The sequence below is a fragment of the Pseudomonas psychrophila HA-4 genome, from assembly GCF_000282975.1.
GTDB lineage: Bacteria > Pseudomonadota > Gammaproteobacteria > Pseudomonadales > Pseudomonadaceae > Aquipseudomonas > Aquipseudomonas psychrophila_A.
Window position 1 is genome coordinate 1 of sequence record NZ_ALJC01000122.1, and the last position, 24,894, is coordinate 24,894.

The 24,894-nt window shown below is 46.4% G+C and carries 20 protein-coding genes and 2 pseudogenes; all 22 read right to left on the minus strand.

Going from position 1 to position 24,894, the window contains the following annotated elements; genetic code table 11:
- Positions 1-646 precede the first annotated feature (646 nt).
- The 22 genes and pseudogenes from B347_RS0121155 to B347_RS0121250 all read right to left on the minus strand — a co-directional run bounded on the left by B347_RS0121155 (position 647) and on the right by B347_RS0121250 (position 24,730).
- On the minus strand, positions 647-1,963 hold the full coding sequence (locus tag B347_RS0121155; RefSeq protein ID WP_019411697.1) for an undecaprenyl-phosphate glucose phosphotransferase: 1,317 nt from the start codon (positions 1,961-1,963) through the stop codon (positions 647-649).
- A gap of 332 nt (positions 1,964-2,295) precedes the next feature.
- Positions 2,296-2,652: a winged helix-turn-helix domain-containing protein gene (locus B347_RS27075; RefSeq protein WP_081498327.1), complete on the minus strand. Its 357-nt coding sequence runs from the start codon at positions 2,650-2,652 to the stop codon at positions 2,296-2,298.
- A 378-nt stretch (positions 2,653-3,030) separates the two neighbouring features.
- Positions 3,031-3,741, minus strand: coding sequence for a winged helix-turn-helix domain-containing protein (locus tag B347_RS0121165; RefSeq protein ID WP_019411699.1), 711 nt, complete (start codon positions 3,739-3,741; stop codon positions 3,031-3,033).
- 527 nt (positions 3,742-4,268) lie between these two features.
- On the minus strand, positions 4,269-4,643 hold the full coding sequence (locus B347_RS26150) for a VanZ family protein (RefSeq protein ID WP_085983220.1): 375 nt from the start codon (positions 4,641-4,643) through the stop codon (positions 4,269-4,271).
- Positions 4,640-6,721: a YjbH domain-containing protein gene (locus B347_RS0121175; RefSeq protein ID WP_019411701.1), complete on the minus strand. Its 2,082-nt coding sequence runs from the start codon at positions 6,719-6,721 to the stop codon at positions 4,640-4,642. Before B347_RS0121175 ends, B347_RS26150 begins: the two co-directional genes overlap by 4 nt.
- Positions 6,718-7,458, minus strand: a complete 741-nt coding sequence (locus B347_RS0121180; protein WP_026014330.1) for a capsule biosynthesis GfcC family protein — start codon at positions 7,456-7,458, stop codon at positions 6,718-6,720. Before B347_RS0121180 ends, B347_RS0121175 begins: the two co-directional genes overlap by 4 nt.
- 38 nt (positions 7,459-7,496) lie before the next feature.
- Entirely contained in the window at positions 7,497-8,162 is a 666-nt protein-coding gene (locus tag B347_RS0121185; protein WP_081498328.1) for a YjbF family lipoprotein, read from the minus strand.
- Between the two features lie 12 nt (positions 8,163-8,174).
- Positions 8,175-9,275, minus strand: a complete 1,101-nt coding sequence (locus B347_RS0121190) for a polysaccharide biosynthesis/export family protein (RefSeq protein ID WP_026014332.1) — start codon at positions 9,273-9,275, stop codon at positions 8,175-8,177.
- Between the two features lie 681 nt (positions 9,276-9,956).
- Entirely contained in the window at positions 9,957-11,375 is a 1,419-nt protein-coding gene (locus B347_RS0121195) for a mannose-1-phosphate guanylyltransferase/mannose-6-phosphate isomerase (RefSeq protein WP_019411705.1), read from the minus strand.
- Positions 11,376-11,404: 29 nt separating this feature from the next.
- Positions 11,405-11,875, minus strand: a complete 471-nt coding sequence (locus B347_RS0121200) for a GDP-mannose mannosyl hydrolase (RefSeq protein WP_019411706.1) — start codon at positions 11,873-11,875, stop codon at positions 11,405-11,407.
- Between the two features lie 3 nt (positions 11,876-11,878).
- Positions 11,879-13,087: a glycosyltransferase WbuB gene (locus B347_RS0121205; protein WP_019411707.1), complete on the minus strand. Its 1,209-nt coding sequence runs from the start codon at positions 13,085-13,087 to the stop codon at positions 11,879-11,881.
- On the minus strand, positions 13,087-14,064 hold the full coding sequence (fcl, locus tag B347_RS0121210) for a GDP-L-fucose synthase (protein ID WP_019411708.1): 978 nt from the start codon (positions 14,062-14,064) through the stop codon (positions 13,087-13,089). Before fcl ends, B347_RS0121205 begins: the two co-directional genes overlap by 1 nt.
- Positions 14,065-14,066: 2 nt before the next feature.
- Complete coding sequence (gene gmd / locus B347_RS0121215) at positions 14,067-15,188, minus strand: GDP-mannose 4,6-dehydratase (protein WP_019411709.1); 1,122 nt, start codon at positions 15,186-15,188, stop codon at positions 14,067-14,069.
- 70 nt (positions 15,189-15,258) lie between these two features.
- Positions 15,259-16,221: a glycosyltransferase family 2 protein gene (locus B347_RS0121220; protein ID WP_019411710.1), complete on the minus strand. Its 963-nt coding sequence runs from the start codon at positions 16,219-16,221 to the stop codon at positions 15,259-15,261.
- Positions 16,218-16,718 (minus strand): putative colanic acid biosynthesis acetyltransferase, encoded by a 501-nt coding sequence (locus B347_RS26160; RefSeq protein ID WP_237719152.1) that lies wholly within the window; start codon positions 16,716-16,718, stop codon positions 16,218-16,220. The genes B347_RS0121220 and B347_RS26160 overlap by 4 nt, the downstream gene beginning before the upstream one ends.
- Positions 16,719-16,882: 164 nt before the next feature.
- Positions 16,883-17,047 (minus strand): annotated as a pseudogene (locus B347_RS27255) (DapH/DapD/GlmU-related protein); the annotation flags it as partial.
- Between the two features lie 99 nt (positions 17,048-17,146).
- Positions 17,147-17,335 (minus strand): annotated as a pseudogene (locus B347_RS27260) (hypothetical protein); the annotation flags it as partial.
- On the minus strand, positions 17,332-18,516 hold the full coding sequence (locus tag B347_RS0121225) for a glycosyltransferase (RefSeq protein ID WP_019411711.1): 1,185 nt from the start codon (positions 18,514-18,516) through the stop codon (positions 17,332-17,334). The pseudogene B347_RS27260 and the gene B347_RS0121225, both read right to left, overlap by 4 nt.
- A gap of 1,387 nt (positions 18,517-19,903) precedes the next feature.
- Entirely contained in the window at positions 19,904-21,097 is a 1,194-nt protein-coding gene (locus tag B347_RS0121235; RefSeq protein ID WP_157786897.1) for a glycosyltransferase, read from the minus strand.
- Positions 21,085-22,161 carry a glycosyltransferase family 4 protein gene (locus B347_RS0121240; protein ID WP_019411714.1) on the minus strand — a complete coding sequence of 359 codons (1,077 nt, stop codon included), beginning with the start codon at positions 22,159-22,161 and terminating at the stop codon, positions 21,085-21,087. Before B347_RS0121240 ends, B347_RS0121235 begins: the two co-directional genes overlap by 13 nt.
- Complete coding sequence (locus tag B347_RS25270) at positions 22,161-23,405, minus strand: oligosaccharide flippase family protein (RefSeq protein WP_019411715.1); 1,245 nt, start codon at positions 23,403-23,405, stop codon at positions 22,161-22,163. The genes B347_RS0121240 and B347_RS25270 overlap by 1 nt, the downstream gene beginning before the upstream one ends.
- Positions 23,405-24,730, minus strand: coding sequence for a UDP-glucose dehydrogenase family protein (locus B347_RS0121250; RefSeq protein WP_019411716.1), 1,326 nt, complete (start codon positions 24,728-24,730; stop codon positions 23,405-23,407). Before B347_RS0121250 ends, B347_RS25270 begins: the two co-directional genes overlap by 1 nt.
- Positions 24,731-24,894 lie beyond the last annotated feature (164 nt).

The window sequence follows — 24,894 nt, forward strand, 5'->3', positions numbered from 1 at the left end:
CGCACCACCGATCTTGAAGTCGGTGGGGTTTATGGAGCGCTTACTCACGAACGCTGGCGTAAGCTAGCGGTGCTGTATCAAAGATGGGAATAGGCCTCCCGGTTTCGGCTTGCAGGAGTTGGCTCCAAACCACCCGGTGCTGCTGCGTTCAAAAGGCGCGGTGGTGAGCGACCGTTGGAAACGGCGCCAATGATGGCGTCAGGTAGGTATTGAGAAGATGAGCGAAAGCAAACAGTCCGAAGACGAATCGTTAAGTATTAAAGTGCTGTCAGTTTGACACGAATCGCTATCGGCGAGTGATGGTTATAGATGTTTAATTTGTACTAGTTTGTTTTGCGTGTCTCTGAGTTTGGTATTCTGGATCAATGGATTATAATTAGTGGTTGGAGTTCGTCTGATCGTAAATTGATGATCTTGCTTTTTTTGACGTTGTTGATGTTCTTTTGTCTGTGTAGTAGGAGTGCGCATTGGGAGGGTTGTTTGTAACGTATTATGGAATAAATTGTTTGAAATAAAAAATCAAAATTTAAGAGGGGTCAAAACTCTTGTATTGTTTATTAAAGGTGCTTGCTGCAATACGAAATTAAATAACAAATTCTTATATGGCTTTCAGGTGTTTTTTAAGGTTTTTTTTTGTTTATGGTGATTAGTAGATATCTTTCGATATCAACGTAAACGGGGTTTTAATTATGATTTTGATATCTAGCCATAGCGACCAGTTATTGATGTAGTCGAGGTCAATTTCTACTCGTCTTTGCATCTTTTCAATAGTGTCGGTTTCACCGCGGCAACCGCTGATTTGCGCCAAGCCAGTAATGCCCGGTTTGATGCGATGGCGAGCCATATAGGCGTGGATCTTGCCAGTGTAATAGTCATTGTGAGCAACTGCATGAGGACGTGGCCCTACCAAGGCCATGTCACCATACAGTACGTTAAAAAGCTGAGGCAGTTCATCGAGTGATGTGCGCCGGATAAAACGTCCGACTGCGGTTACGCGTGAGTCATTTTTGCTTGCCTGCTGGACATGTTTATCGTCATGAACTTTCATTGAGCGAAATTTCAGGACTTGTATGACTTTGCCGTTCCAGCCATGGCGCTGCTGTCTGAAAAGTATTGGCCCTGGAGATGATAACTTCACTGCCAGTGCGATCAAAATCAAGATTGGGCTCAGACAGACAATCGCAGCCAGGGATAGGGAACGTTCCATTAATGCCTTGCTTAGAGCTGCAGTTGGATGGCTGGTTAGTGGGCTCTCATTCAAATGAATGGCCGGACGGCCGCCAACCTCGCTAACGGAATGATTTAACAGAAGCATGCACTCTAAGTCTGGAATCCAGACCACGTCGACATTTAAATCGAGCAGATCAATGTAAAGCGCTTCGATCCGCTGAGCGTCCTGCAGAGATAGAGCTAGGTATAGGCGACGTATGTTATGTTCGGTAATTAATGCTCGCAGTTGTGTCAATTCGCCAACGATTAATGGTGAGTTCTCTGTGTCTTCAAATGGAGATGCGCTGACCACGCCAACCAGAGGGAAGTAGTTTTGTTGAATAAAGCTATCTGCCAGTTTTAGTGCTACGCCATCAGAACCAATAATAAGACTATTGTAGTGGTGGCTATTGCGCTCGTGGTAAAGGCGCGAAAGAAAGTGCAGCAACAAGTAAGGAGGTATTTGAATGGCGTAGCCAATCAGGGCCCAAGTAATGACAACTTCGCGAGAAAATAGCTCGCTAGATTTGGTGACAAAGCTAATGCTGCTTAAGCAGGTTAGTGTAAAGGTCCAGCCTAGAAACAGACGCAGCAGGCCATTTATGTAATGGTGCCTCTTGTAATAGGCATGGGTGGCCGAATAAGCAGGCACTGAAATGAGCAATGTCAAAATGGCAGCAATACGATAGTGGAAATCTATGCTCCCACTTTTAGTGTGCGCTAGTATCAAAAGTGTTGATATGACAAGGCTCATAGAAATGAACCACTGCCCCCAAAAGGTTAGTCCTCTGGCAACGGATTTTCTATCTATGCGAGTATGTATCAAGGTATCAGCCTTGTAGAAAGTGCCTGACTATGAAGTGGCTGTTTGCAATAAATATATAACTCAACGCACTTCTTGTGTGTAGGGCGCACAGCAATCTTGCTGTCGATGCTAAACTAATTCTCGATAATAATCGTTATTAAGAATAACGGTTCGACTTTTTATAACATTTTAGAGTGTGTAAGTTGTTGATGAGGTTTTTAACTGCCTCCGAGCTTGACTGTCAAGTCATTACTCAGTCAGGTCACTATCCGGAATTTGTTTCATTGAATGATCTTGACGTCTTGCACCAAGCAGTACCCCCGATTACGCACCGAGCGGAACAAACGCTCCTCAAAGGTATCTCTGAATTTGCTCTGCAGGCGACTCAAGCACATTTCCAGACCACTATAAGTCTGTGGATCTTTATCTATACCCAAAATTAGCTCTTGCTTGCTGCAAATACGAGCCACGCTAAGTGTTAGCGTCCTGACGAGCATTGACTCCATAGAGGTAAGCTGGATGCGGGTCTTTGAATTGCTAAGCTCGCGTGAGACGAAACTGAAAAACCAGGTCTGCGGCGGCGAGTGAATAGTAGGAGTGGGGGAAATTGGCACGTGGGTACTCGATACTCTGTCCATAGCTGGAGGGGTTATCAACCTGAAGGGGTGAGTATTATTTTTCTGTGAGCTGATTTTATTTTGCTCCTAAAAAAGGCTGCATTTCACTGCTGCTCGTAACGACAGGGGGCGAATTCGTAAGACAGCTTCTTTGCTCTGGAGCTAATAGGAGGTGAGACATATGCGATATTGAATCTGCGGTATCAATCGAGCAGACAGTTTGATGAATTGTTTTGTGCCGCTCAACTTGGGCTCGCGGGCAGCATTTTTTTGCGCTGATAAAAGGTGGCTTACAGGCCGGATACGATTAAAAGCCATTAGCGCAGATTTCATGTTCAACTCTTCCGTGGGTTGGTGTTATGTGAAACTCAGCATCATGGGTTCAAACCTTCAGCGGGATTATATTTGAACTTTGACTGTTGCCCGGCGCAGACGGTAACCAAAAGCTCGGACACTCAGAATAAGCTCAAGACCGTAAGTTTTTTTAATCTTGGTTCTAAGGCGACTTATAGTTTTTTCCAGCGCCCTAGGGTCGTAGAAAACTATGTTAGGGTCCAAAGCTTTAGCGATACTGTCCTGGCTCATAACGTGTTCAGGGGCATGTATAAGCGCATCGATGATAGTCATTTCGGTATACGATATTTCAAGTTTTTTGGTTGTGCCGCACAGTAAAAGTCTAGTGCGGTCCAAGTACAGTTGGGTGGAAGATTTCCAGTGCGATTCTTGTAGGGTTCGTGTTAATAAACTAAGTTTCTCACTTGCATCCGTTGGCAGTTTTAAGCAGTGATCAGCGCCTGCAATATAACAATTGATGCTGGAAAAAGACTTGCTGTGCGTGACAAGTATAAAAATACAGGCTGATTGATTAAATAGCCGAACTCTTTTGATCAGTTCAATGCAGTCATTGATACTATCTGGAGAATAGATCTCGAAAAAAATAGCCTCTACACCGGAAAAATTCTGTACCTGAATGGTTGCGACATCAGAGCCATCAAGGTGCAAGGCTACCGTTGAGACAATGTGTTTTATGTCGTCAACAAGCACTTTAGTGTATGCAAAATTGAACACTGAGGAGTTTTGCGCGTCGGTCTTGCATCCTGCGAAAAGCATATCACCTAACCCAAATACTTAGAGGCGGCTTGATTTTGCCATACCCGCTATCATGAGATTCGACATTTTATAACAATGTGCGCTCGTGTTGCACGGTTAAATCAACTCCTGCGTGAGGTCTAGTTTGCTGACGAAACGACAGTTGCTGCATGAATATGGCTTGGTTGCTGACATCTATAAACGCCACGGATCGTTTTATACATCGCAGGAGGCCGACAAATATTTTTGTGGTTGCTGCTGATTTTTTGGAAGGGGAGGTGCCGGAAGCCAGTATGGCGCAAATCGCCGAAAATAGACTGTTTTACGTTTTTAAGTAGTTCTGCTCTTAAAAAATCACAATTTCTGGGTAATCGTACGTAGCTTTACTCTACGGTAACGCAGGTTTTACATGCAAACCCAAAACCGAGTAGCTGCTCCCGCAGCCTGTGATCGGGGCAGAGCCACAGGGCCGACCAAAATCGTTATCCGGGCAAGATTAGCTCACAGATTTACGGCTGCTGCTTAATTGAGGATTGCTCACGCTGAGTTCAACGGTTGCTTAGCTTTCTCGTGTAAAACCAAGCGATCAGTAAACCTATTGCTACACCGAAGGTATTCGCTAAGGCATCATAAAGAGATGCTGTGCGCAATGGTATAAACTCTTGTGCGTATTCAATCAATACCCCTGTCAGCACGCAGCCAGAAGCTATCCAACGCAGTTTGACGTGCTGGAAGGCAAGGCGACAGCTTAAAAACAAAGCCAGAAAACCAATAAAGTGATGTGCCTTGTCTTCTTGGGCGAACACTTCTGGAATGGGCTGAGAGCGCAGCCCTGCAAATATTATGCATAAACATACTGCTGTTAAAGGGAGTGCTCTAAACCAAAAAGGCATCTGTGTCAGGCGCTTAAGCAACTGGGTTATTCCGTTATTTTTTCGAAGTTCTCATAGAATGCATCTTTATTTCGCCCGTCCGTCATAGCGTGTAGCGAGTACTGGCGATTAAGGCGTGCACCGCCGTCACGGGTCAGGGGTGCCCACACAATGTTTGCCCGGCCTCTTGTCGATACGCTCATCATTTCGTCGAATGGGATCGAGATGTAAATACCCTTGTCGAAACTACCTTCGCCGAACTCTTCCGCTGAGGCAGTCGTACGGGTCACCCAGCCACCAAATTTCACGCCATTGGAAAACTCGCGTGATATATCAATGGTGGTACCCCAGTCTCTAGCCAAATAACGGCCAATACTCACTGCGCCATCCAAGTCAAACGGTAGTTTTGTGTAGGTGGTAATGTTCCCAGTCACAGTTCTGTAATCGCGAAGACCAAAACCTTGGTTAAAATCGCGTTGCCGAACATAGTTCAAGTCGGCTCCAATTGCCCAGCGTTCACCCATAGGGCGGTAGAGAATTTCACCGCCCACACCTGCGTACATCTGCTCCAGATAGCCTCCGTAGATCATGCCATATAAGTCTTGATCCAGCTTTTCGGCATGGTTCAACTGCATGGCTGGCATGGTGACATCAGAGGTTGTGGCATATTTACGCAAGTCCGTACGTACCCGTGGCAAGCCGCTAGGTGCGTCGTATTTAAAGTTGTCGTAGTTATTCAACAGATTTACGCTGACACCGCCGCTTGCCCATGTATCAGTTGCGAATCGATATTGACCTTCTACATAGCCTGTTACCTGGTAGAGCAGGAAGTTATCGGGGCCGCCAATGTTTTGCTGATAGCCAAGACCAAAGCCATAGGTAAAAGGTTTTGGTTGTGTCTGATACAGGGTGGTTTCAACGTGCGGTACCGCCCGGTTCATTTCTGTTGTGCGATGCAGGTCTACTAGGTCCTGGTGATTGTTTATAACGTCTCGGAACGTTGCACGAGGTACGCTGATTTCTGCCACTGGCATGTCATACCGCTTGTTGACCAGAGTAAACCACTGGATGTTATCAGATGCGGTGTTGTCCAGAATTCGGCTGGCCCGGCCCACGCCTTTGGCCTCGTAAAAGTACTTGGTCTGTTCGCCATAGACCATCAGTTCATCGTCGCGCTGTGCAATACGCTGTACTTTGTAGCCAGCGTTGCTTTCCAGCTTTTTCGAGATCGCGGCCCAGTCAACTTGATTCAGTGGAGTGGTTGGAGCTTTAGCGTGCAATGATTCGGCAGGCGGATCGTAGGTTTTGACCGGAGCCTTGCGACTGACAAAATTGGTATGCAGTGTAATTCCGAAGAGTGCCGTATTACCGCGTTCCCAGCCGACGCTTAAATCAACTGAGTCGTTCAGTTTGTAGACTGCGCCAATGTTGATCGGGGAGTCCTGTACCTGATTGTTATTCTGAGGCTCGTGCTTGTAGTCGTTACCTTCAAGTTCAATTTTTAGACTCAAGGGATCCCATGGTGTTTGATAAGACACACCACCAAATAAGGAAGGAGGGCCTTTGAAGTACATGTCAGTGTTAACGTCGCCTGCAGAGTTGTTACTACGTCGATCGGTATAACTGTCGCCGATATAGCTCAGTGGATTTTTGAAATCGCCACGATTGCCCAAATAGCCCCAGGCAATCCCCAAACTGAAGTCCAAGTTGTTATAGCGTTTGTTTGCAACAAAGTACTCGCTTGAGAACAAGCCGGTGCCGCCAACATCTCGAAAGCCGACGGCTACTTCAGGTAACCAATGGCTTTCTTGCCAAAGCCGAGCTTTGACATCTACCGCTTTATCTTTGTTGCTCTGGCTGCCGCTCAATGCTTCTGGCCCATAGCGACGGTTGGTCACGGAGGTATAGCGAAATGTCCCTTCAAGCCAGTCCAGAGGCTGCAACGAAAGGCTATAACGAGTGTTGGGGGCCGTGCGGTTGGCGTTGAGGCTTAATTCGCCGGCAGGTGCCATGCGCGCGGTAGGGGTTTGTAGCAGGCCTACTCCGCCGAAATCATTTTGGGTATAGCGCGGCTCGGCATGAGCAGTGCTGTAAGGCAATAAGGCGACAACAATAAAACGTAACTTCAAGGGGCCACCTCAGCCAGCGGTTGAGTGGCGAGAAATTGCGCCAACTGCTCGTTCAAATCGGGCGTGGGTAAATCGGCATTGTCATTGCGTACGGGTACTAAAATCGTACTGCCAGCGAGAGCGTGTACGCCGTCCTGACGATTCCAGGCGGCGATGGCTACGCGTTGGTATTGGCCGTCCGGGCGAATAAGCCACAGATAATCTGCATCCGCTTGTTTCAGTCGCGGACAGCTATCAAGGTAATCCCGCACTTCTTTCTGGGTCTGAAAGGCTAGCGTGCATTGTTGCTGCACCGCACCAACGACGGTAATCGTGTCAGTGTAAGCAGGGTAAATAAGTTGATCGCCATCGCTGAGCATATAGTTGTGGGCAAAACCGACCTCCAGTGCTACAGGGTCAAGTACGGTTACTTTGCGTCCGGTGACAGGTAGCCGGTTGATGTCTTGATAAATGCGCTCGGCCACGCTGGCGAGTGCATCGTTATCGTTTAGCAGTGCCCCGCGTTTAAGCATCTGTAGGTCGAACAGTACACCGGCTTTTAACCTCGTTTGCTGCTCCAGCAAGTGCTGATTAAGCCAAGCCGCCGCCAGCCAGTAGCTTTCGGGATTTGGGCGGGTCTGAGTAACCGCATCCAGTAGGCGTATGCCGGGGGTAAAGGTCAAGCTGCCCGGGTTGCGTACATCGCCGCTGACGGTTATGTCGGCCAAGCTTTGTGCGCTTAGGCTGATCGCGGACATGCCCAAAACCATACCCGCAGTCAAGTTTCTTATAGGGATCACCGAGCGCTCTCCCAGTCTGGGCGCAGGTGCACGATGTTCAAAAAAAGCTCCGGTGTTAAATATTGTTCGCTTTGCAGAATCAGTCCGTCGTCAGGTCGAACCCAGAATCGATTGGTGCCGCTAAAGCCCAAAGCTGGAATTTCCAGCGTTTCATCAATCCGTTGCAGGACATAAGGCTGATCAATAATGGTCACTGTCTCCAAGCCTTTTCGGCTATAGCGGCTGTTGACCACCAATTGCGTGCCTTCACGCTGATAAATATCAATTGTGCGCGTACTGGTTTCGCCCTCGGCGACATGCTGTAGACCACGTTTGAACGGCGATTCACCGTCAAAACGGGTGCCGTCCAGATCGTTTTCCACGTCTAAGCCTACGCTGCGGACGACAAGACCGTTGCGCATCAAGAGCACCTGTTTGCCCGATGCCACCCAGTATTGCAGATCCCCCTCTTGGCGAAGTTTGGCCATGACCCCTTCGTTGCTAGGAGTAGTGACCTTGATTTGTGCGTAGGGCACGGCGTCGACGTCAGCCTTCGTGAGATGCAGGGGTTCTGCGCTGCTCAGAGTTGACCTGAACGTGTCTAGGGAGGCCTTGGTCAGTGGCGTGCAACCACACACTATTAGGCACGCCACTAGGCATGAGTAATTACGAAGAGTGTTCAAAACGGCTCAACCTCAATCGCGGAGGTTATTTTGAGCTGAAGCTCCGGTACCTACGATACTCGCAGATGGCACTAACTGGCTGATCAGGCGATTCCAGCGGGTGACGTTTGCAGGGCCCACGTACACAATATCTTGGGGATTTAGCTCAAATTGGCTGGCTACCGCAAATGCCGTAGGCGACTTTGCATCCAACTGAAATACCTTGGTTGGTTGAGTCGCCATATTTTCTGCGCCGCGAATTACATACAACGCATTACCGTTGGAGGTGGTTTGGTTTAGTCCGCCGACAGAACCAATGACATCCGCGAGGTTCATATTTTTTGTTTTAAATTTGAGCGCTTGAGGTGTAACGATTTCCCCCATGACATAGATTTTTTTGCGGTCATTGTACGGGACGTATAAAAGGTCACCATCTTTCAAAAAGACGCTTTGCAATTGAGATCCCTTGTAATTAAGTGCATCTATATCTAAGCGATACTCTCGACCATCGCGGGTCAGCGTTAGTCCCGCCAAGTCTGCGTTTATAGGATCAATTTCTGCTATTCCTAAGGCTTCTATTATATTCAGTGGTGAGCTTGTAATGGCTTGCGGACCACTTTTAACCAGTGCGCCTGAAAGAATTGCTTTTTTACTTGCAAATCGTAAAACGCTTAAATCAACTTGTGGGCTGTCAATGTATTGTGTCAGTCGTTGAGCAATTATTGAGCGTAGCTCCTCGATGCTTTTACCCGCTGCCTCAAGTTTACCTATATATGGGTAAAAAATTGTTCCATCTGGCCGTACCAAACGGCCGTTAGCGTCAATCTGTTGTTGTGCGCCAGAGGGCGCAGTCAGTTCAGGGTGATCCCATACTGTTATGTACAACACATCGTTGGCGCCGATTCTGTAATCTTCTGGCTTAAATGCCAGCAATTCTGCTGGCACTGAGCTTGAGACGTGTGTCGCCGCGTTTTGCGCAATCAGCTTGGGGGTTATTGGAATCAACTCGACCCGACTGCTTTCTGGAGAGCCTTCTTTGCCGATATCACTGGTATCCAGGTATTGACCGGGCGCAAACATACAACCTTGCAGGGCTAGCCCTGCAAGTACCGCGAGCGACAAACTACGAATCATCATTGAGGACACTTGTAAGAGATACACATCATAATCAAATGCCTGGAAAGCTCCAGGTGGTTTAGTCCTTTCGACCTGGTTAAGCCTTAACGCGTTGTACCTGTAGTACCTGTAGTGCCAGTGGTACCGCCACCATTGTCGCTACCCCCGCCCCCGCCCTCGCCAGAAGCAGCTGCTGCTGCGACACCAGCGGCAACTGCAACGCCCACCCCCACGGCAGTAGCAGTGCTCACTCCACCGACAACGCCAGTTGCAGTTGTCAAAGATGATCCAGACGCAGATCCTGAGGCAGCAGTTCCATTAGCGGGTTTTGACGTCGATGTAGGGGCCTCGGCGGCTAGCACAGAGGTGCTCAAGGCCAGAGTGAGTGCAGAAATGAGGAGCTTATTCATTGGAAAAATCCTTTTGATAAATAGTCTGTATTGATACTTTATGTTTTTGCATAATGTCGGCCAAAGCATTCTGTGTAAAGGGTGTTTATCCTTGACGCTTAAGTGATTCTTTACAGGTATTTTATTGCACAATATTCGCTAAGAATACCCGCGCTGATCGAAGTTCGTTGCTGACTTTTTATAACATTCATGGCTTGCCATGAGTTTTACGCACTCATCACACGCAGGGATTTCTAAAAGCTTATCGTGTTAAGGTCTTATACCGTCTTTGTTTATATGATATGACAGCTTATGTACGACCGTATTTGTCTTCAAATCGAACGATATCATCCTCACCCAGATAAGAGCCTGATTGCACTTCTATCAGCTCCAGTGGGATTACCCCCGGATTTTCCAGCGCATGGATCTGACCGATCGGAATGTAGGTGGACTCGTTCTCGCATACGAGGTAAGTCTGCTCACCATTCGTCACCTTAGCCGTACCGCTCACTACTATCCAGTGCTCGGCACGATGGTGATGCATCTGTACCGACAGCTTAGCTCCGGGCTTAACTGTGATGCGTTTAACCTGATAGCGATGACCGTTATCGACCGAGTCGTACACACCCCATGGGCGGTACACCTCACGGTGGTTGATATGTTCGCTACGTGATCCATTTTTCAATTGCTCAACGATCTTTTTCACATCTTGCACATGATCCTTGTGCGCAACCAGCACGGCATCTTTGGTTTCAACAATCACCAGATCATCTACACCGACTGTTGCGACCAAGCGGCTGTCGGCATGTACGTAAGTGTTGCGCGATTGTTGGTCGAGCACGTCACCCTTGAACACATTGCCTTGTTCGTCTTTAGCGCTCACATCCCACAAAGCTGTCCAGGAGCCAATGTCACTCCAGCCCGCATCCAGCGGCACCATCACCGCGTCGGCAGTTTTCTCCATGACGGCATAGTCCACTGAGTCGTCCGGGCAAGCAGCAAAGACCGCTTCGTCAACACGAGTGAAGTGCATGTCTTGCGTGCCACCAGCGAGTGCCTGGCGGCAGGCAGCAAGAATATCGGGACGATAAAGCTCAAGTTCCTGCAGATAGCGACTGGCGCGGAACATAAACATACCGCTGTTCCAGAAATAACTGCCACTGGCCAGATATTCCTGTGCGGTCACTAGATCAGGCTTTTCTACAAAGCGAGTTACCTTGAACCCACCAATACCTGCGTCTACACCTTGCTCGATGTAGCCATAACCCGTTTCAGCATGGGTTGGAACAATACCGAAGGTCACAAGCTTGCCGTCTTGCGCTAGAGGTAGAGCATTTTGGATGCTGGCTTGAAACGCGGCAATGTCCTGGATCAAATGATCCGCTGCCAGTACTAGCAGAATCGGATCCTCTGTTTCACTGCATGTTTCTAGAGCGCTCAAAGCTGCCAACGCAATCGCTGGTGCGGTATTGCGGCCAACCGGCTCGAGTAGAATATTTGCTTTTTCGAGCCCGAGCAGGCGTAGTTGCTCAGCTGCGAGAAAGCGGTGTTGCTCGTTGCAGATCAGCTGCGGCAATGCCGCACCCAAGCCATCAAGGCGCTGAAGGGTGGCTTGCAGCATTGAAAAGTTGGCATCGGCCAAAGGCAGAAATTGCTTGGGGTTGAGCTGGCGCGACAACGGCCACAAACGAGAGCCTGAGCCGCCGGCCATAATGATAGGTAAGAGCATGTTCAACATCCTGTGTATGCGTCGAAGAGTTAGCGCAGTGCTGCGAGATAGGCACGCGTATTGGCGTGCACGTGCTCATGCGTTTGCATCTCGATCAAGGGCCACCAGTGGTAGTCCCCATGCTGGGCGTGGGGCAGTTGCAATTCTTGGCCTTCAGCCAGAACTAACTGATAGGCCAGTACGACATAGTGGGTGTCCGGTGCTTGCGCGTCGGCACCAAATACGCTGTCGGCATAAAAGTGTTCATAGACCCCCAACAAACGTGCGTCACTGCGGTGCAACACTTGGCCCAGTTCCTCTTGGGTCAGGCGTTTGAAGGCGCTGTCCAGGGTTTCATTTTTTAAAATACGCCCGCCAGGTACAAACCAGCTGCCTTTGGCAGGCCGATTAAGGCGCTGCCCCAACAGGCATTCGCCCTTGGCGTTCAGTACAACCAGATCGATTGACACCAAGGGTGTCGACGCGACAACGCTGCGAAATAGGTCATTACTGAGCCACATAGTTCAGATCTCGGCTAAAAAACGCGTCAGGATTTGGTCTTTGTCCAGAAACTCACAGGCGTAGTCGCTGGCGATGGCATTGGTCATCGGCATTGCTAATACGCGCTCTATACCGGCAACCAAGGCCTCAACCGACTCCGGCTCCACCAATGTTGCGATTCCAGGGTATTCAGTGCAGAGCACGCCGAGGCTGGTATCGGGATCGGCGGTAATCAAAGCATTACCCCCTACTGCAAGAATATTGGTGAGCTTGGAGGGCAACACGGCATCTGCTGCTCCGCGCTTTTGTATTACCAGATGGCAATCCGCCGATGCCAGCAACGCTGGCAGGTCGGCGTAAGGTTGTAGCGGCGCAAACACCACGTTGGTTAAGTTGCGCTGCAGGCAAAGCTCTAACAAACGCGCCTTGCCTGCACCTTCGCCCACCATTACAAATACCAACTCAGTGCGATCAGCCAAGCGCTCGGCGGCTTCAATCACACATTCGAGCCCTTGCTTCTCTCCAATGTTGCCGGAGTAGAGCAATACCCGTTTGTCCGGATCCACGCCAAGCCTGCGTAACAAATCAGCATTACGCGGCACATTCTTGAACCGAGCCGTTTCTGACCAATTGGGAAAAAACCGTAACTGATCGTTGGCAACACCCTTTTGTTCCGCTCGACGTAACATGCCACTGGAAATCGTTGAAACTCGGTCGAAACTGCGTAGCACCGCCCGCTCAACCGCAAACGCCCAACGTTTAAGCCGTTCACCTTTGGCGATGGACAGCCCGAACAAGGCATCCACTTCATAATCCTGCACATGCAGCACCGATTTGGCTCTCGTAAGCTTGGCCAGCGCTAGTGCCTGTGGTGCACAAAACAGCGTGGGCACGACCAAGATCACCAGTTCGGGCTTCCAACGCAATTGTGCCAACAGAGCAAATGCGGACGACAGGGAAAAACTTGCTAAATGCAGCAAGCGTTTAACTGCTGTTGGTCGCGCAGGAACATATAGCGGGCAGCGAATAACGGTTACGCCAGCCTCCTGGCGTTTATTGAAACGCCAGGCGCTGAAACCTTGCCATACCTTCCAGTCCGGGTAATAAGGCGGGGCCGTCACGACCCGTACCTCATGCCCCTGAGTGGCTAGCCAGGTTGCCATTTCACCGCTGTACTTGCCTATTCCGGTCAGCTCTGGGCTGTAGTTAATGCCGTAGAGCAGGATTTTCATCAGTGTGTCCGCGCCTGTTGCACGTTATTGACATACCAGTCATAGGCGTCTTTCAGGCCGTCTTCCAAATCGATACTGGCTTGCCAGCCCAATGACTTCAGACGTGACACATCCATCAGTTTGCGCGGCGCGCCATCCGGTTTACTAGTATCGAAGGTCAACTTGCCAGAGAAACCAGTGACTGTCGCAATGGTTTTCGCCAGTTCGCCAATCGTGCAGTCAACGCCTGTACCCACATTGATGTGAGAGAGCATTGGCTGGGTGTTGGCCCGGTAAGTTTCGTCATCCAGTTCCATCACATGCACGCTTGCGGCAGCCATGTCATCGACATGCAGAAACTCGCGCATAGGCGTCCCAGTCCCCCAGATGACCATCTCTTCGTCACCACGCTCAACCGCTTCATGAAAGCGGCGGAGCAGGGCAGGGATTACATGACTGTTTTGCGGGTGATAGTTGTCGTGCGGGCCGTATAAATTGGTCGGCATCACGCTGCGATAGTCACGACCGTGTTGGCGGTTGTAGCTTTCGCACAACTTGATCCCTGCGATCTTGGCAATAGCATAGGGCTCATTGGTTGGCTCCAATACTCCCGTAAGCAAAGCATCTTCACGCATTGGCTGTTCAGCGTGCTTCGGGTAAATGCAGGATGAGCCGAGGAACAGCAGCTTCTGTAAGTCGTACTGATGCGCGGCCTGAATAATATTGGCCTGGATCATCAAGTTGTTGTAGATGAAATCTGCGGGGTACGTGTTATTGGCCTGAATGCCGCCAACCTTTGCCGCTGCTAGATACACTTGATCGATCTGCTGTTCTTTGAAAAAAGTCTGCACCGCTTGCTGGTCGAGCAAGTTCAGCGTGTCACGACCGGCGGTGAGAATACGGCTGTACCCCAGCGCCTGCAAACGGCGGACAATCGCGGACCCGACCATGCCGCGATGGCCGGCAACAAAGATGTTTTGATTCAGATCACGCGCCATGCTTAGTTCTCCACGGCAACCGGCAGGTCGTGCCCGTGTTGCTTGAGCAGGGCATGACGCTGCGCGATCTTCAGGTCCTCGCGGACCATTTCAGCGCACATTTCTTGTACGGTGATTTCCGGAACCCAGCCCAGCTTCTGTTTGGCTTTGGTCGGGTCTCCGAGCAATGTTTCAACCTCAGCTGGACGGAAGTAGCGTGGGTCGACCTTGACCACTACATCGCCGACTTTGAGTGCTGGAGCTTTGTCGCCTTCAATGCTCACGACAATCGCCTGCTCATTCACGCCTTCACCTTCGAACTGCAGGGTGATGCCCAACTCAGCGGCGGACCAGCGAACGAACTCACGTACCGAATATTGCACGCCGGTAGCAATCACAAAGTCTTCGGCCACATCTTGCTGCAGCATCATCCACTGCATACGCACGTAGTCTTTGGCATGCCCCCAGTCACGTAAAGCACCCATGTTGCCGAGGAATAGGCATTGCTCCAAGCCTTGGCCGATATTGGCCAGCGCACGCGTGATCTTGCGGGTAACAAAAGTTTCACCACGGCGCGGAGATTCGTGGTTGAACAAAATTCCGTTGCAGGCATACATGCCATAGGCTTCGCGGTAGTTAACAGTGATCCAGTAGGCATACATCTTCGCAACGGCATAGGGCGAGCGCGGGTAGAAAGGCGTTGTTTCTTTCTGGGGCGTTTCCTGCACCAGACCGTACAGCTCAGAGGTCGATGCCTGATAGAAGCGGGTTTTCTTTTCCAGACCCAGCAGGCGAATGGCCTCGAGGATACGCAGAGTGCCCATGGCGTCTACATCGGCGGTGTATTCCGGCGACTCAAAACTTACGGCCACATGCGACTGAGCGCCCAGGTTGTAGACCTCATCCGGTTGTACTTCCTGGATGATGCGGGTCAAATTAGATGAGTCGCTCAAGTCGCCATAATGCAGTACGAAGTTACGGTTATCAATGTGTGGATCTTGGTAGATATGATCCACACGCTGAGTGTTGAAAGAAGAAGCGCGGCGTTTAATGCCATGTACTTCATAACCTTTTTCCAGCAGTAACTCGGCAAGGTAGGAACCGTCTTGGCCGGTAATACCTGTAATTAGGGCGCGCTTTTTCATATAAACTTCCTTTGTGTTGTATTTTTTGAATTTGAAACTACCGAAAAAATGATTCGGTCCTAGAGTTTATTTATTTGGGCTGGTCTGGTGTAGGCTTAAGTGTGTAACCAGTAAGGAGAGAAAGCTCCTCAGAAATCATATCTTTGTCATTCAGGTGAGACAAGGCTCGCTCCAGTTCTAATACCTTTGAACCGACTAGGAAGCGATACCAATACCCCTGGAGAAAATGATAAACCAATCCTGAACGCCCATCGAGAAAGCCAAGCTGAAAGATGTAGCGCCATAAGAAATAAAGTGGTGCGCTGACAGTAAAAGGTATGTGGTTATAAATGTGTTCTTTTATAAAGAATTTGGCTGCTGTCTGCAGTGATGTACTTTCTTTTGTGACTGAGTGATCGCGAGGAAAAAAGTTCATGCGTTGATTCAGTATTTCAATAGCTTCGCGCGTCGCATATTTATTATGTTTATCAGTAAAGAAAGTCAGGTTGTTAAGGTTGTGATCAGCAAAGCCACCCTCAAAAGTTACAGATTTCCCACCAAAAATAACAATATGCTCATCCATCCATCGATTTTCCATACGGCCATAGCCTTTACGCCATATGCGCAGCATTACCAATGGGTATCGACCGCCGTGTTTCACCCAGCGACCCATAAAGATATGTTTTCTTTTTAGGTTGATGCCGACAACATCTGAAGGAAGATCCGGAATTTTTTCCGCTATTTCAATTGCAAGGTCTGACTCAATTATCTCGTCTGCATCCAGTCGCAGAATCCAGTTGCCACTAATCTGTGCGTTATCCAGTGCCCACTGAAATTGTTTTGCCTGATTGACAAATTTATTTTGTAATACTGTTGCACCATGTGCTCGCGCAATATCTAGCGTTCGATCAGTAGAAAAAGAGTCAATGACGAACACCTCTTTTGAAAAGTCAGCAACTGAACGTAAGGCTCGTTCAAGATGCAGTTCTTCATTGAATGTCAAAATGATGGTTGAGAGTCCGATTTTTTCTTTGTGCCTCGATAAATCGGTCATCGTTTATTCCTTGTGCGCTGACTAATCTGTTTGGCAGGATGCCCAGCATAAACAGTCCAAGGATCTGCGATAGACTTAATGACAAGTGATCGTGCCCCAATAACAACTCCATCAGGAATACTAACGCCTAATGAAACGAAAGCCTCGGCGCAGATCCATACATGCTCTCCCAGAACAATTGGCTTTGCGTACAACTGAAAATTTGAACTGTTGTAGTCGTGCGATCCTCCGCAGAGGTGGGCACCTTGAGAGATGACACTGTAACTGCCTATACGGATGAGATCCATGTTGTAGATAGTTACACCATCGGCGATGCCAACGTGATCTCCAACCTCTAAGTTCCAAGGAGCCCAAATTTTTGCGCCTGGATAAACATGCACACCTTTTCCTAACTTGGCGCCAAATAGTTTTAAAATAGTCGCTCGCCAAATATGAAAAGGGCGAGGACTAATTTTGAAAAAGAAAAGATAAACCCAGTTCCACAGTTGACGACGCATTCTGTGACTTAGAGAAAAAGACGCAGCTGTATAAGAATCATTTCCTTGGATTATCATTTTGGCCACTATTTAATAGATGTTTTTTTTAGTTTTTCACCGTACTGTCCGGATCGTACTTTTGATTTTAAGAAAACAAGATGCTTTTCTTCGTCTGTCTTTGTCAAAAATCTTGACTTTATAAATCGTGCCGGTACTCCTGCAGCAATGGTTAGAGGTAGAATATCTTTTGTAACGACGGAGCCAGCGGCCACTATTGCTCCATCGCCAATGGTGCAGCCGGAGATTATAATCACTCCCGCTCCAATCCAGACATCATTGCCTATAATAGTTGGTTTGAATTCGGGCCGTCCGCTGAAAATTATCGGACTTCCAGGAACATTGAAAATATGATCATTTCCAATTATTTTTACGGAAGGACCTAGCATTGTATATGCCCCGATTGAAACGCCTGCTCCAATTTCGCATCCTGGACCAATATAACTATACGGGCCAGCATTCAAGTCTGATGAAATGACCGATTTACCACCAGCCAGAAAAGTTGAGTCTACAAATCGCAGGCGCAACCTCAGTCGCCAGTAATTTCTGCGTAATGTACGAATTAAGTTGCGAATGTTCATTGAATGCTCTGATCTTCAAATAAAGTAAATGCGTCATCCCCTTTAGGAGCATCTATACCGTTGATAGCCATTAGTAATATTTCTATTTGTTTTTCGGGATTGTAGATGCCATCAATCATGTCAAAACAGTATTTACGAGTCTTGCGACGATCGGGAAACCTAGAGCGAAAGTCCATAATTACCATGGCTAAACTTGAAGCGTCGTTAGTTTCAAAAAAATCACCTGTAAAGCCGGGTACAACTGCTTCTACTTCAGGCATTTGACTTACAAAATCATTGTTGCTAATGACTGGTGTTCCGTACATTAAGCTATGCATCGCTGTAAGTCCTATCTTCCCGGGGGAAATAGTTACGTCAGCACTGAATATCCGCGCAGCTATTGCGTTTTCTTCGTAAACTGCTCCGATAAATTCGGCGTTAATTGCTAATGTGTTTGCTTTTTTCTCAAGAGATGCCCTTTCCGGTCCGTCCCCTATTAATATAATTCGACATCGAATAGGCGACGTTTTATGAACTATTGACACGGCATCTAATAGCAAGTCATAACGACACTCATGAGTGAGCCTTGAAATACAAGTTATTAGCAACTCGTCATCAGATTTGGATATGACGGCATTGCTTTCTGTTTCAAGTATTTTGTTTCTCACGGATATCTGAGTTTTATAATCTAACGAATTGAAACCAACATATATATTTTTTGCTGAAAAACCAAGTTCAATTGCGTTTTGTTTTGCTCTCCAACCATATGTGTAAAAGCTGTGAGCTAATTGAAAAAAAATTTTTCTCAGTGAGTTTTTTCTAGATTTTATAGAGGATTTGAAGCCGTGTCCCCAAAAAATGACTCGGCGTCCCCTAGCATTGCAGATAGCAGCTGCAATCCAGGTAGAAATATGGTTGGGGTTCGCTAGGAAAATATATGTAGAGTATTCACCAAATGCTTCTTTAATTGTTTTTGGCTGGAACATAAAGTTGCCTATGTACCAGCATTTGGCGGGCTTGAATGTGTCTTCTTTTCCAAATCTATGTGGCTTTATACCCTCAACCCCTGCAGGGTCACCTATAAAAACTGCGTTTACCTTGTTAGATATTTCATCAATAACTCCTTTCCGGTAGTGAGGGAAGAAATGGTAAAAAATAGCTACGCTGCAGTTTTTAGTCGGGTGTTGAGTTTTGCTAGCCATTTAATTTGTACGCTTTTAGTTTTTGGAAGGTAAAGGGTAGTGACTTTTTTTTAGAACGAAAAATGGAGTATTTGAACCCTATAACTAAAGCAATTAAAACACCCATCAGAAATGCTGCAGGTCGAGAGCCTAAAGAAGACCCGGTAAAACCAGTTGATAGAATGCATAAAAACCCTGAGGCAAAAGTTACTAGCATATGGCGCTCAGATAGGTTTTTAATTTTGTACGCATTTTTTAACATGATATAGATAGATATGCCCAGTATGTGAGAAGGACTATAAAGGCAAGCCCGAAGAGTAAGCCTCCAGAATATAGCGTATAATCCCAAATGGAGTGTCCATTATTCCAATAACCATCAGGTATTGCATCGTTCCCTAAGATGCTTGCAACTAGGTCAGCATACATGCCTGAGTATGTGTAAGGGCTGCCAAGACCGTTTCCAACCAGCATATTAAATGGGGAAGAGAATAATTTCTCCATCTGGTTATTGTATTCCGCAAGTCTGCTAACTGTTGTTAAGTCAAAACCATACTGATCGCTACTTCCGAATAGTCGATTTGTCCACATTTCGAAGAGGCCAGGACCTCCTTTAGAAGGTAGTGATATTTCGACTAGTTGTATAAATAAGAGTGAAAAAACTATTGTGATCAATGAAATTATTGTAATTTTTTTAGTTGTTTAAACCAAGATGTTAAATTTTTTGAGTGCCTATATGTTCCAAGCAGTAGCGAAAGTAAAACCACAAGAATATATGAGCGCGTTTGACTTATTAAAAGAATGCCAAGCACAGCAGCGGCAAAAAATTTGTTGGGTGTGTTCAGCGATCGAGAAGCGGCTGCGGACATTAGATAAGCAAGAGCGAATGGTAACAAAACAGAAACTATTCGATATCGTACACTTCCAAGATCTGATTCGGGTTGACTGAATCCGTAAAAAAAGTCCAGACTGTAGAAAGAACGGTTGCAGTAATTAATGCAGGCAAAACTGTCTGGGCCGTCAATATAGGTCCATATCGTCTGCAAAGTTACATAATAAGTCGCTATGCCAGAAGCATAAGGGTGTAGGGGGGTACAACAATGCTATAGTTTCTTGTTGGTACGTTTTTAAATGTTGCAGTAAATGATGTTGTAGTTGGGTAAAGGATTATACGAAAAAATGATTGTTGTAATTTTCTTGATGGGCATTTTCTGTCGCTGTGGAGATAATAAATGCGTTAGAAGTAAGGTTAATAGGCGCAGTTTAATAAGGTGTAATTTGATAAAGCCCTCCTAGCCCTAGTCCCTTGAAGTAAAAAGCATAATAATATGCAGCATATCCAGATTAAAAAATGATGAGCCTTGGGGTTCTAACCTAGGAAGCTTATTTTTAAGGGATAAACTCCGCACTGTTAGGAAGCCTCATTTGGTTTAATTGAATTAAGAAAATCTTCCCAATTGTGTTTTTCAAAAGGTTTTTTTGAGATTTTTATTTTTTCTGATTTTATCTCGTTGCGGAGATCGTTAATCGAATTGCACACGCTGGTATGATTTTCTATGTCAATGCATATGCCTAGTTTTTTCTCTTGTGTATACCATCCTATTAGTCCTTGCGAGCAGCCAATGATAGGTTTCTCAGAAACTGCTGCTAGAACCAAAACACCACTCATAGTGAAATGATTTCGATAGCCGAGCCAAACAATATCAGAAGCAGCAAAAACCATTTGCTGATCTTCATCGGTCACAAAATCATTTAATTCATGATAGCGTTTCTGTATTAAAAGTTTAGATGACTCTGTACTTAAAAAAGCCTTGACTGCTTCTGACTGTCTACCCACAAGTAATAAATGTACATCATCTGCAACGCTGCTGCTGTTGAGTGCTTTGATAAGCGCTCGTATGCCTTTTCGTTCATCTATAGCGCCATAAACCAGAATAACCACAGCCTTTTCTGGAATGCAAAGTTTTATACGTGCTGACTGATAGGTGTGTGCTCCTATAAGTTCAGCTGGATCAGGAGTGTATTCAATGCTTTTATTAAGCAAAGGATGTTTATCATTAATAAAACGAACTAGTATTTCATCAATGGTAAACAATTTATCAAGTGTTTTAATTGATAGAAGTTTTAAAAATAATTGTTGCTTAAGCTTTGATAGCTTTGGGCGGGGAGTTATAACTCCATAGTTTTGATGATGGAATGAGGGTCGCATGCATATTCCACTCCATTGTGTCTTTCCAAATGGAGAACCAAGTAAACCTATTGCATAGAGGCAATAGTCTACGTAAGGAAGGAATACGTAATCTACAGGCTTTCGATTATTTGCGTTCTGATAAGTTTTTTTGAAGACGTTTCGAATATAGAATTCTCGAACGATATCAGACCGTTTTACTTTAAGTTTTTGTTGGTAGTCCTTGTCAGACAAATCAATAACGTTCAGAGAACTCAGAGTTGCGGAAAGCATTTTTTTTATTAAAATATGTTCATGCAAGCATTGAGGGGTGCACAATGTCACCTGATGTCCGAGTTTTAAATGATGTGTTACTATTTTCTCAAGATAAATAAAATGATGTCCAGATGATGCGGGTTCTATAATTAGTATATGCATTTTTTGGCGAATTCTATGTATGCGACTGCGGTATCTTGAATATCGTATCCGCTTAGGTTTCTGCTGTGTCGTTGACGAGGTGAAATCAAGCTATTTACAGCGTTCGTGTAATCTAATAAGGATTCTGTATTTACCAGTTTTACGCCTTCAAAGTCGCGAGAAAATTGAAAGCCGGTAATGTCAGAAGCGACGATTGGTAACCCCGTAGCAAGAGCTTCAACTAATGCGATTCCTTGTGCTTCACGCTTGGATGGCATTAGAAAAACATCTGAGGCGTAAAGTAAGCTAGGTATATCATTTCGGGGGCCTAGAAAATGTACTCTATGCTCTATATTCTCAGCTTTGATAAAACTTTGAAGTTCCTTTTGATATTCGAGATCTTCAAATAAACCTGCAAATAAAATTTGAATATCTAGATTAGATTTTAATAATGGGGCTGTCGCTTTAAGGCTAAGAAGTTGTCCTTTGATACGGCAGACCCTTCCTGCTTGAATTAATACAGTCGTTGATTCAGAAAAGCCGAAATGCTTTCTGGTTATATCACGTGTTTTGCTTGACTTTCTTATCAGCTCTATATCTATTCCGTTAGGAATGCACTGCGTCAGCGGTTTGCGATATTTTTCGGTATATAACGTACCTGCTAGTGACGATATATGGATAACGCCTTTAGATAGATGCTGTAACAGGTGCTCTGCTGCTGAAATACCCCCTCCCGAGTAGTTGTTTTCGGCATGCAGTACAGGGATAACATTCTTTAATAGGCCCAGTCGGGCATATGCAGCTGGGATTACAGAGTGGGCAAATGTTATATCTGGCTTGAATTGATTTTGTGCTTGCCGATAATAAACAATTCGCTCAATACCTTTCAGTAGTTTATTAGGAGTTACCCACCCTGTCCCCGATTTTTCTTGCTCTAGAATAACGTTCTCGAAATCTGCTTCCGAAGGTGCAAAAGATACAACATTCGATTCGTGCCCTAACTTTCGGTGGGCCAGTGTCAGCGAGGCTACCAATATTTCTGCCCCCGAGTAGCGTGGTGTATGAATTAAATGTTGTATTCGCATCAGTTTTTCATCTTTAAAATTTTCACAGTTAAAAATATGGCAGTGGTTAGCATAGCTATACAGCTAGCTAGCGCCATGCCCACGCTTTCTAGGGTTGTGATCAACATTGGGGCGGTAATACTGAGTGTTAGTAGTTGTACTAAAACGGCTTGTGTTACAAATTGTGGTTTTCCGACAGCTCTAGAAAACGATACAAGTACTGCAATACAGGCTCCGAAAAACATCCCAATTGACAAAATTTGAAGTATTGGAGCCGCAGGTAACCATTTAGCGCCTAATGCTAAACTTAAAATCGTGTCTGAGAATAATGATATAGCGACTGCTAAAATGGCTATTGTTACACCTACAATGACAATTACTTTCTGGAAATATACCTTTGCATCTTTATGCGAATTTCTGAATTTGTCAGAAAAAGTAGGGAACAGAAACTGTCCTAACGCAGTTACTCCGTCTGATATTAGGAGTTGAGCAACTCGTGATGCCACTTGGTAGAGACCAAACTCATTCGTCCCTAAGAATTTGGCTACTAATACTTTATCAAACTGGTTGAGAATTAAAGTTATTAAGCTTGAGCCCCATATCCACTTTCCGTAGCTAGTAAGATTCGTTATCTTCTTCCATTTAAGAGTAGGGTTTATTTTTATTTTTAGCCATGACCAAGTAAATATCAGCTTTAAGGCTTCGGCCATAATAGAGCCAATAAGTATAGAAATAACGCCAAAGCCAAGTTTTATAAGGGCAAGAGAAACAATAAAATCTACTAATGAAGCGGATGATTCATAGATAGAGATTTTTTTAAAGTTACGCTCGCGCTGCGTGATAAACAAACCAGGATTTACTGCATTTTTCAGTATTGGAATGACCGCCGAGACTATGATCAACCCTGCAGAATCTGCCGAGTCGAAAAATAACGAAATTGGGGCCGCTAATACCACTAACAAAATGCTTAATGCCACCCCTCGAAATAGTTGCAATGTCCAAGCAGCCCCAGCCTCATCGCGGCCTATTTTGTTCTTATGTTGTATGACTGCTTGTGATATGCCGGTGTCTGTCATTGCTTCAACAATAGCCAGTGATAATAGAGCAATTCCCACCAACCCTATCTGTTCCGGTCCTAGTAAGCGTGCTGCAATTAAAAATTTCAGAGCCATTAGTCCTCTAACGAGGATTTGTTGCGTCGCAACCCAAAGAGCACTCTCAGGCCTTTTTATCATACATTTTATTTTCTGGGTGACAGAAGGCATTAGTTTCTGCCAATTGAGTAGTAGCTGATACCTTTTTTATTTATACGCAGGGGGTCAAATAAGTTACGACCATCAAATATTAACGGGGTTTTAAGCTGCTGTTTTATTAATTCAAAATCAGGCGCTTTGAATGTCTGCCACTCAGTGACTATCACTAATGCGTCAGCACCTTTCAGTGCAGCTTCTTTCGTACCACACAGACTCAGATCATCTCGGCTACTATAGATGCGCTGAGTTTCTTCCATCGCTTCAGGGTCAAAGGCTTGAACTTTCGCGCCAGCTTTCCATAGTGCTTCCATCAACACCCGACTTGGAGCTTCACGCATATCGTCAGTATTTGGTTTAAAGCTTAGGCCCCACAATGCGAAAGTTTTGCCGTTCAGATCTCCGTCGAAGTGCTTCGATATTTTTTTGAACAGTACAGACTTCTGCTCGTCATTACGACTTTCAACAGCCTTGAGCACTTTGGCGTCGTAGTCAATGCTGCCGGCGGTTTTGATCAGGGCCTGCACATCTTTGGGGAAGCACGAACCGCCATAACCAACGCCGGCATACAGGAACTGATAGCCGATGCGTGGGTCTGAACCGATGCCCTGACGAACCATCTCGATATCGGCGCCAAGCATTTCGGCCAAGTTGGCCATTTCGTTCATAAAACTGATTTTGGTCGCCAGCATGCAGTTAGCTGCGTACTTGGTCAGTTCAGCGCTGCGCACATCCATCACGATGATTTTTTCGTGATTGCGATTGAAGGGCGCGTACAACTCGCGCATAACTTCTTCAGTCGCCGTACAACTGGTGCCTATCACTATTCGGTCAGGGCGCATGCAGTCGGCAACGGCAGAGCCTTCTTTTAAAAACTCTGGGTTGGACACCACGTCGAAGGTTAGATCACTGCGCTGACGTTGTGCTAAAACTTGTGCAATTCGCGTACTAACCTTGTCAGCGGTTCCGACTGGGACCGTAGACTTGTCGATGATGATTTGTGGGTGCTCCATGTGCTGGGCAATCGTCTCTGCTACCGCCAGCACGTATTTAAGGTCGGCTGATCCATCCTCGTCAGGCGGTGTGCCCACGGCGATAAACTGTACTTCGCCGTGCTTGACCCCAGCAGCGGCATCCGTGGTGAAGTTCAACCGGCCCGCTGCGTGGTTTTCTTTGACCAGAGCTTCAAGGCCTGGTTCGTAGATCGGGATATGCCCTTGTTTAAGGCGTTCGACCTTATTGGCATCGATATCAATGCACACGACGTCGTGCCCAACTTCGGCGAGCACTGCGCCTTGGACCAGACCGACGTAACCGATACCAAAAACTGTGACTTTCATGTCGATTCCCTTTAAACATAAAGCGGGTGATGAAAAGTAGAAAAATGAGGACTTGCCGGACTTAATATCGACTTCCTGTGGTATTGAACAGTGCGGTTTATAATGATTAGGCACGCTACCGCCCCAGGATTATTCGCCAATCCCTGAGAGCGTTTACATTACGT

Excerpts from the sequence above, each read along its gene's own strand:
- B347_RS0121205 (WP_019411707.1), bottom strand. The coding sequence starts at position 13,087 with ATGAAAATCCTGCTCTACGGCATTAACTACAGCCCAGAGCTGACCGGA.
- B347_RS26160 (WP_237719152.1), bottom strand. The coding sequence starts at position 16,718 with ATGCGTCGTCAACTGTGGAACTGGGTTTATCTTTTCTTTTTCAAAATT.
- B347_RS27075 (WP_081498327.1), bottom strand. The coding sequence starts at position 2,652 with ATGGACAGAGTATCGAGTACCCACGTGCCAATTTCCCCCACTCCTACT.
- B347_RS0121165 (WP_019411699.1), bottom strand. The coding sequence starts at position 3,741 with ATGCTTTTCGCAGGATGCAAGACCGACGCGCAAAACTCCTCAGTGTTC.
- B347_RS0121190 (WP_026014332.1), bottom strand. The coding sequence starts at position 9,275 with ATGATTCGTAGTTTGTCGCTCGCGGTACTTGCAGGGCTAGCCCTGCAA.
- B347_RS0121220 (WP_019411710.1), bottom strand. The coding sequence starts at position 16,221 with ATGACCGATTTATCGAGGCACAAAGAAAAAATCGGACTCTCAACCATC.
- B347_RS0121225 (WP_019411711.1), bottom strand. The coding sequence starts at position 18,516 with ATGGCTAGCAAAACTCAACACCCGACTAAAAACTGCAGCGTAGCTATT.
- fcl (WP_019411708.1), bottom strand. The coding sequence starts at position 14,064 with ATGGCGCGTGATCTGAATCAAAACATCTTTGTTGCCGGCCATCGCGGC.
- B347_RS0121235 (WP_157786897.1), bottom strand. The coding sequence starts at position 21,097 with ATGCATATACTAATTATAGAACCCGCATCATCTGGACATCATTTTATT.
- B347_RS0121240 (WP_019411714.1), bottom strand. The coding sequence starts at position 22,161 with ATGCGAATACAACATTTAATTCATACACCACGCTACTCGGGGGCAGAA.
- B347_RS25270 (WP_019411715.1), bottom strand. The coding sequence starts at position 23,405 with ATGCCTTCTGTCACCCAGAAAATAAAATGTATGATAAAAAGGCCTGAG.
- B347_RS0121200 (WP_019411706.1), bottom strand. The coding sequence starts at position 11,875 with ATGTGGCTCAGTAATGACCTATTTCGCAGCGTTGTCGCGTCGACACCC.
- B347_RS0121180 (WP_026014330.1), bottom strand. The coding sequence starts at position 7,458 with ATGTCCGCGATCAGCCTAAGCGCACAAAGCTTGGCCGACATAACCGTC.
- B347_RS0121155 (WP_019411697.1), bottom strand. The coding sequence starts at position 1,963 with ATGAGCCTTGTCATATCAACACTTTTGATACTAGCGCACACTAAAAGT.
- gmd (WP_019411709.1), bottom strand. The coding sequence starts at position 15,188 with ATGAAAAAGCGCGCCCTAATTACAGGTATTACCGGCCAAGACGGTTCC.
- B347_RS0121250 (WP_019411716.1), bottom strand. The coding sequence starts at position 24,730 with ATGAAAGTCACAGTTTTTGGTATCGGTTACGTCGGTCTGGTCCAAGGC.
- B347_RS0121195 (WP_019411705.1), bottom strand. The coding sequence starts at position 11,375 with ATGCTCTTACCTATCATTATGGCCGGCGGCTCAGGCTCTCGTTTGTGG.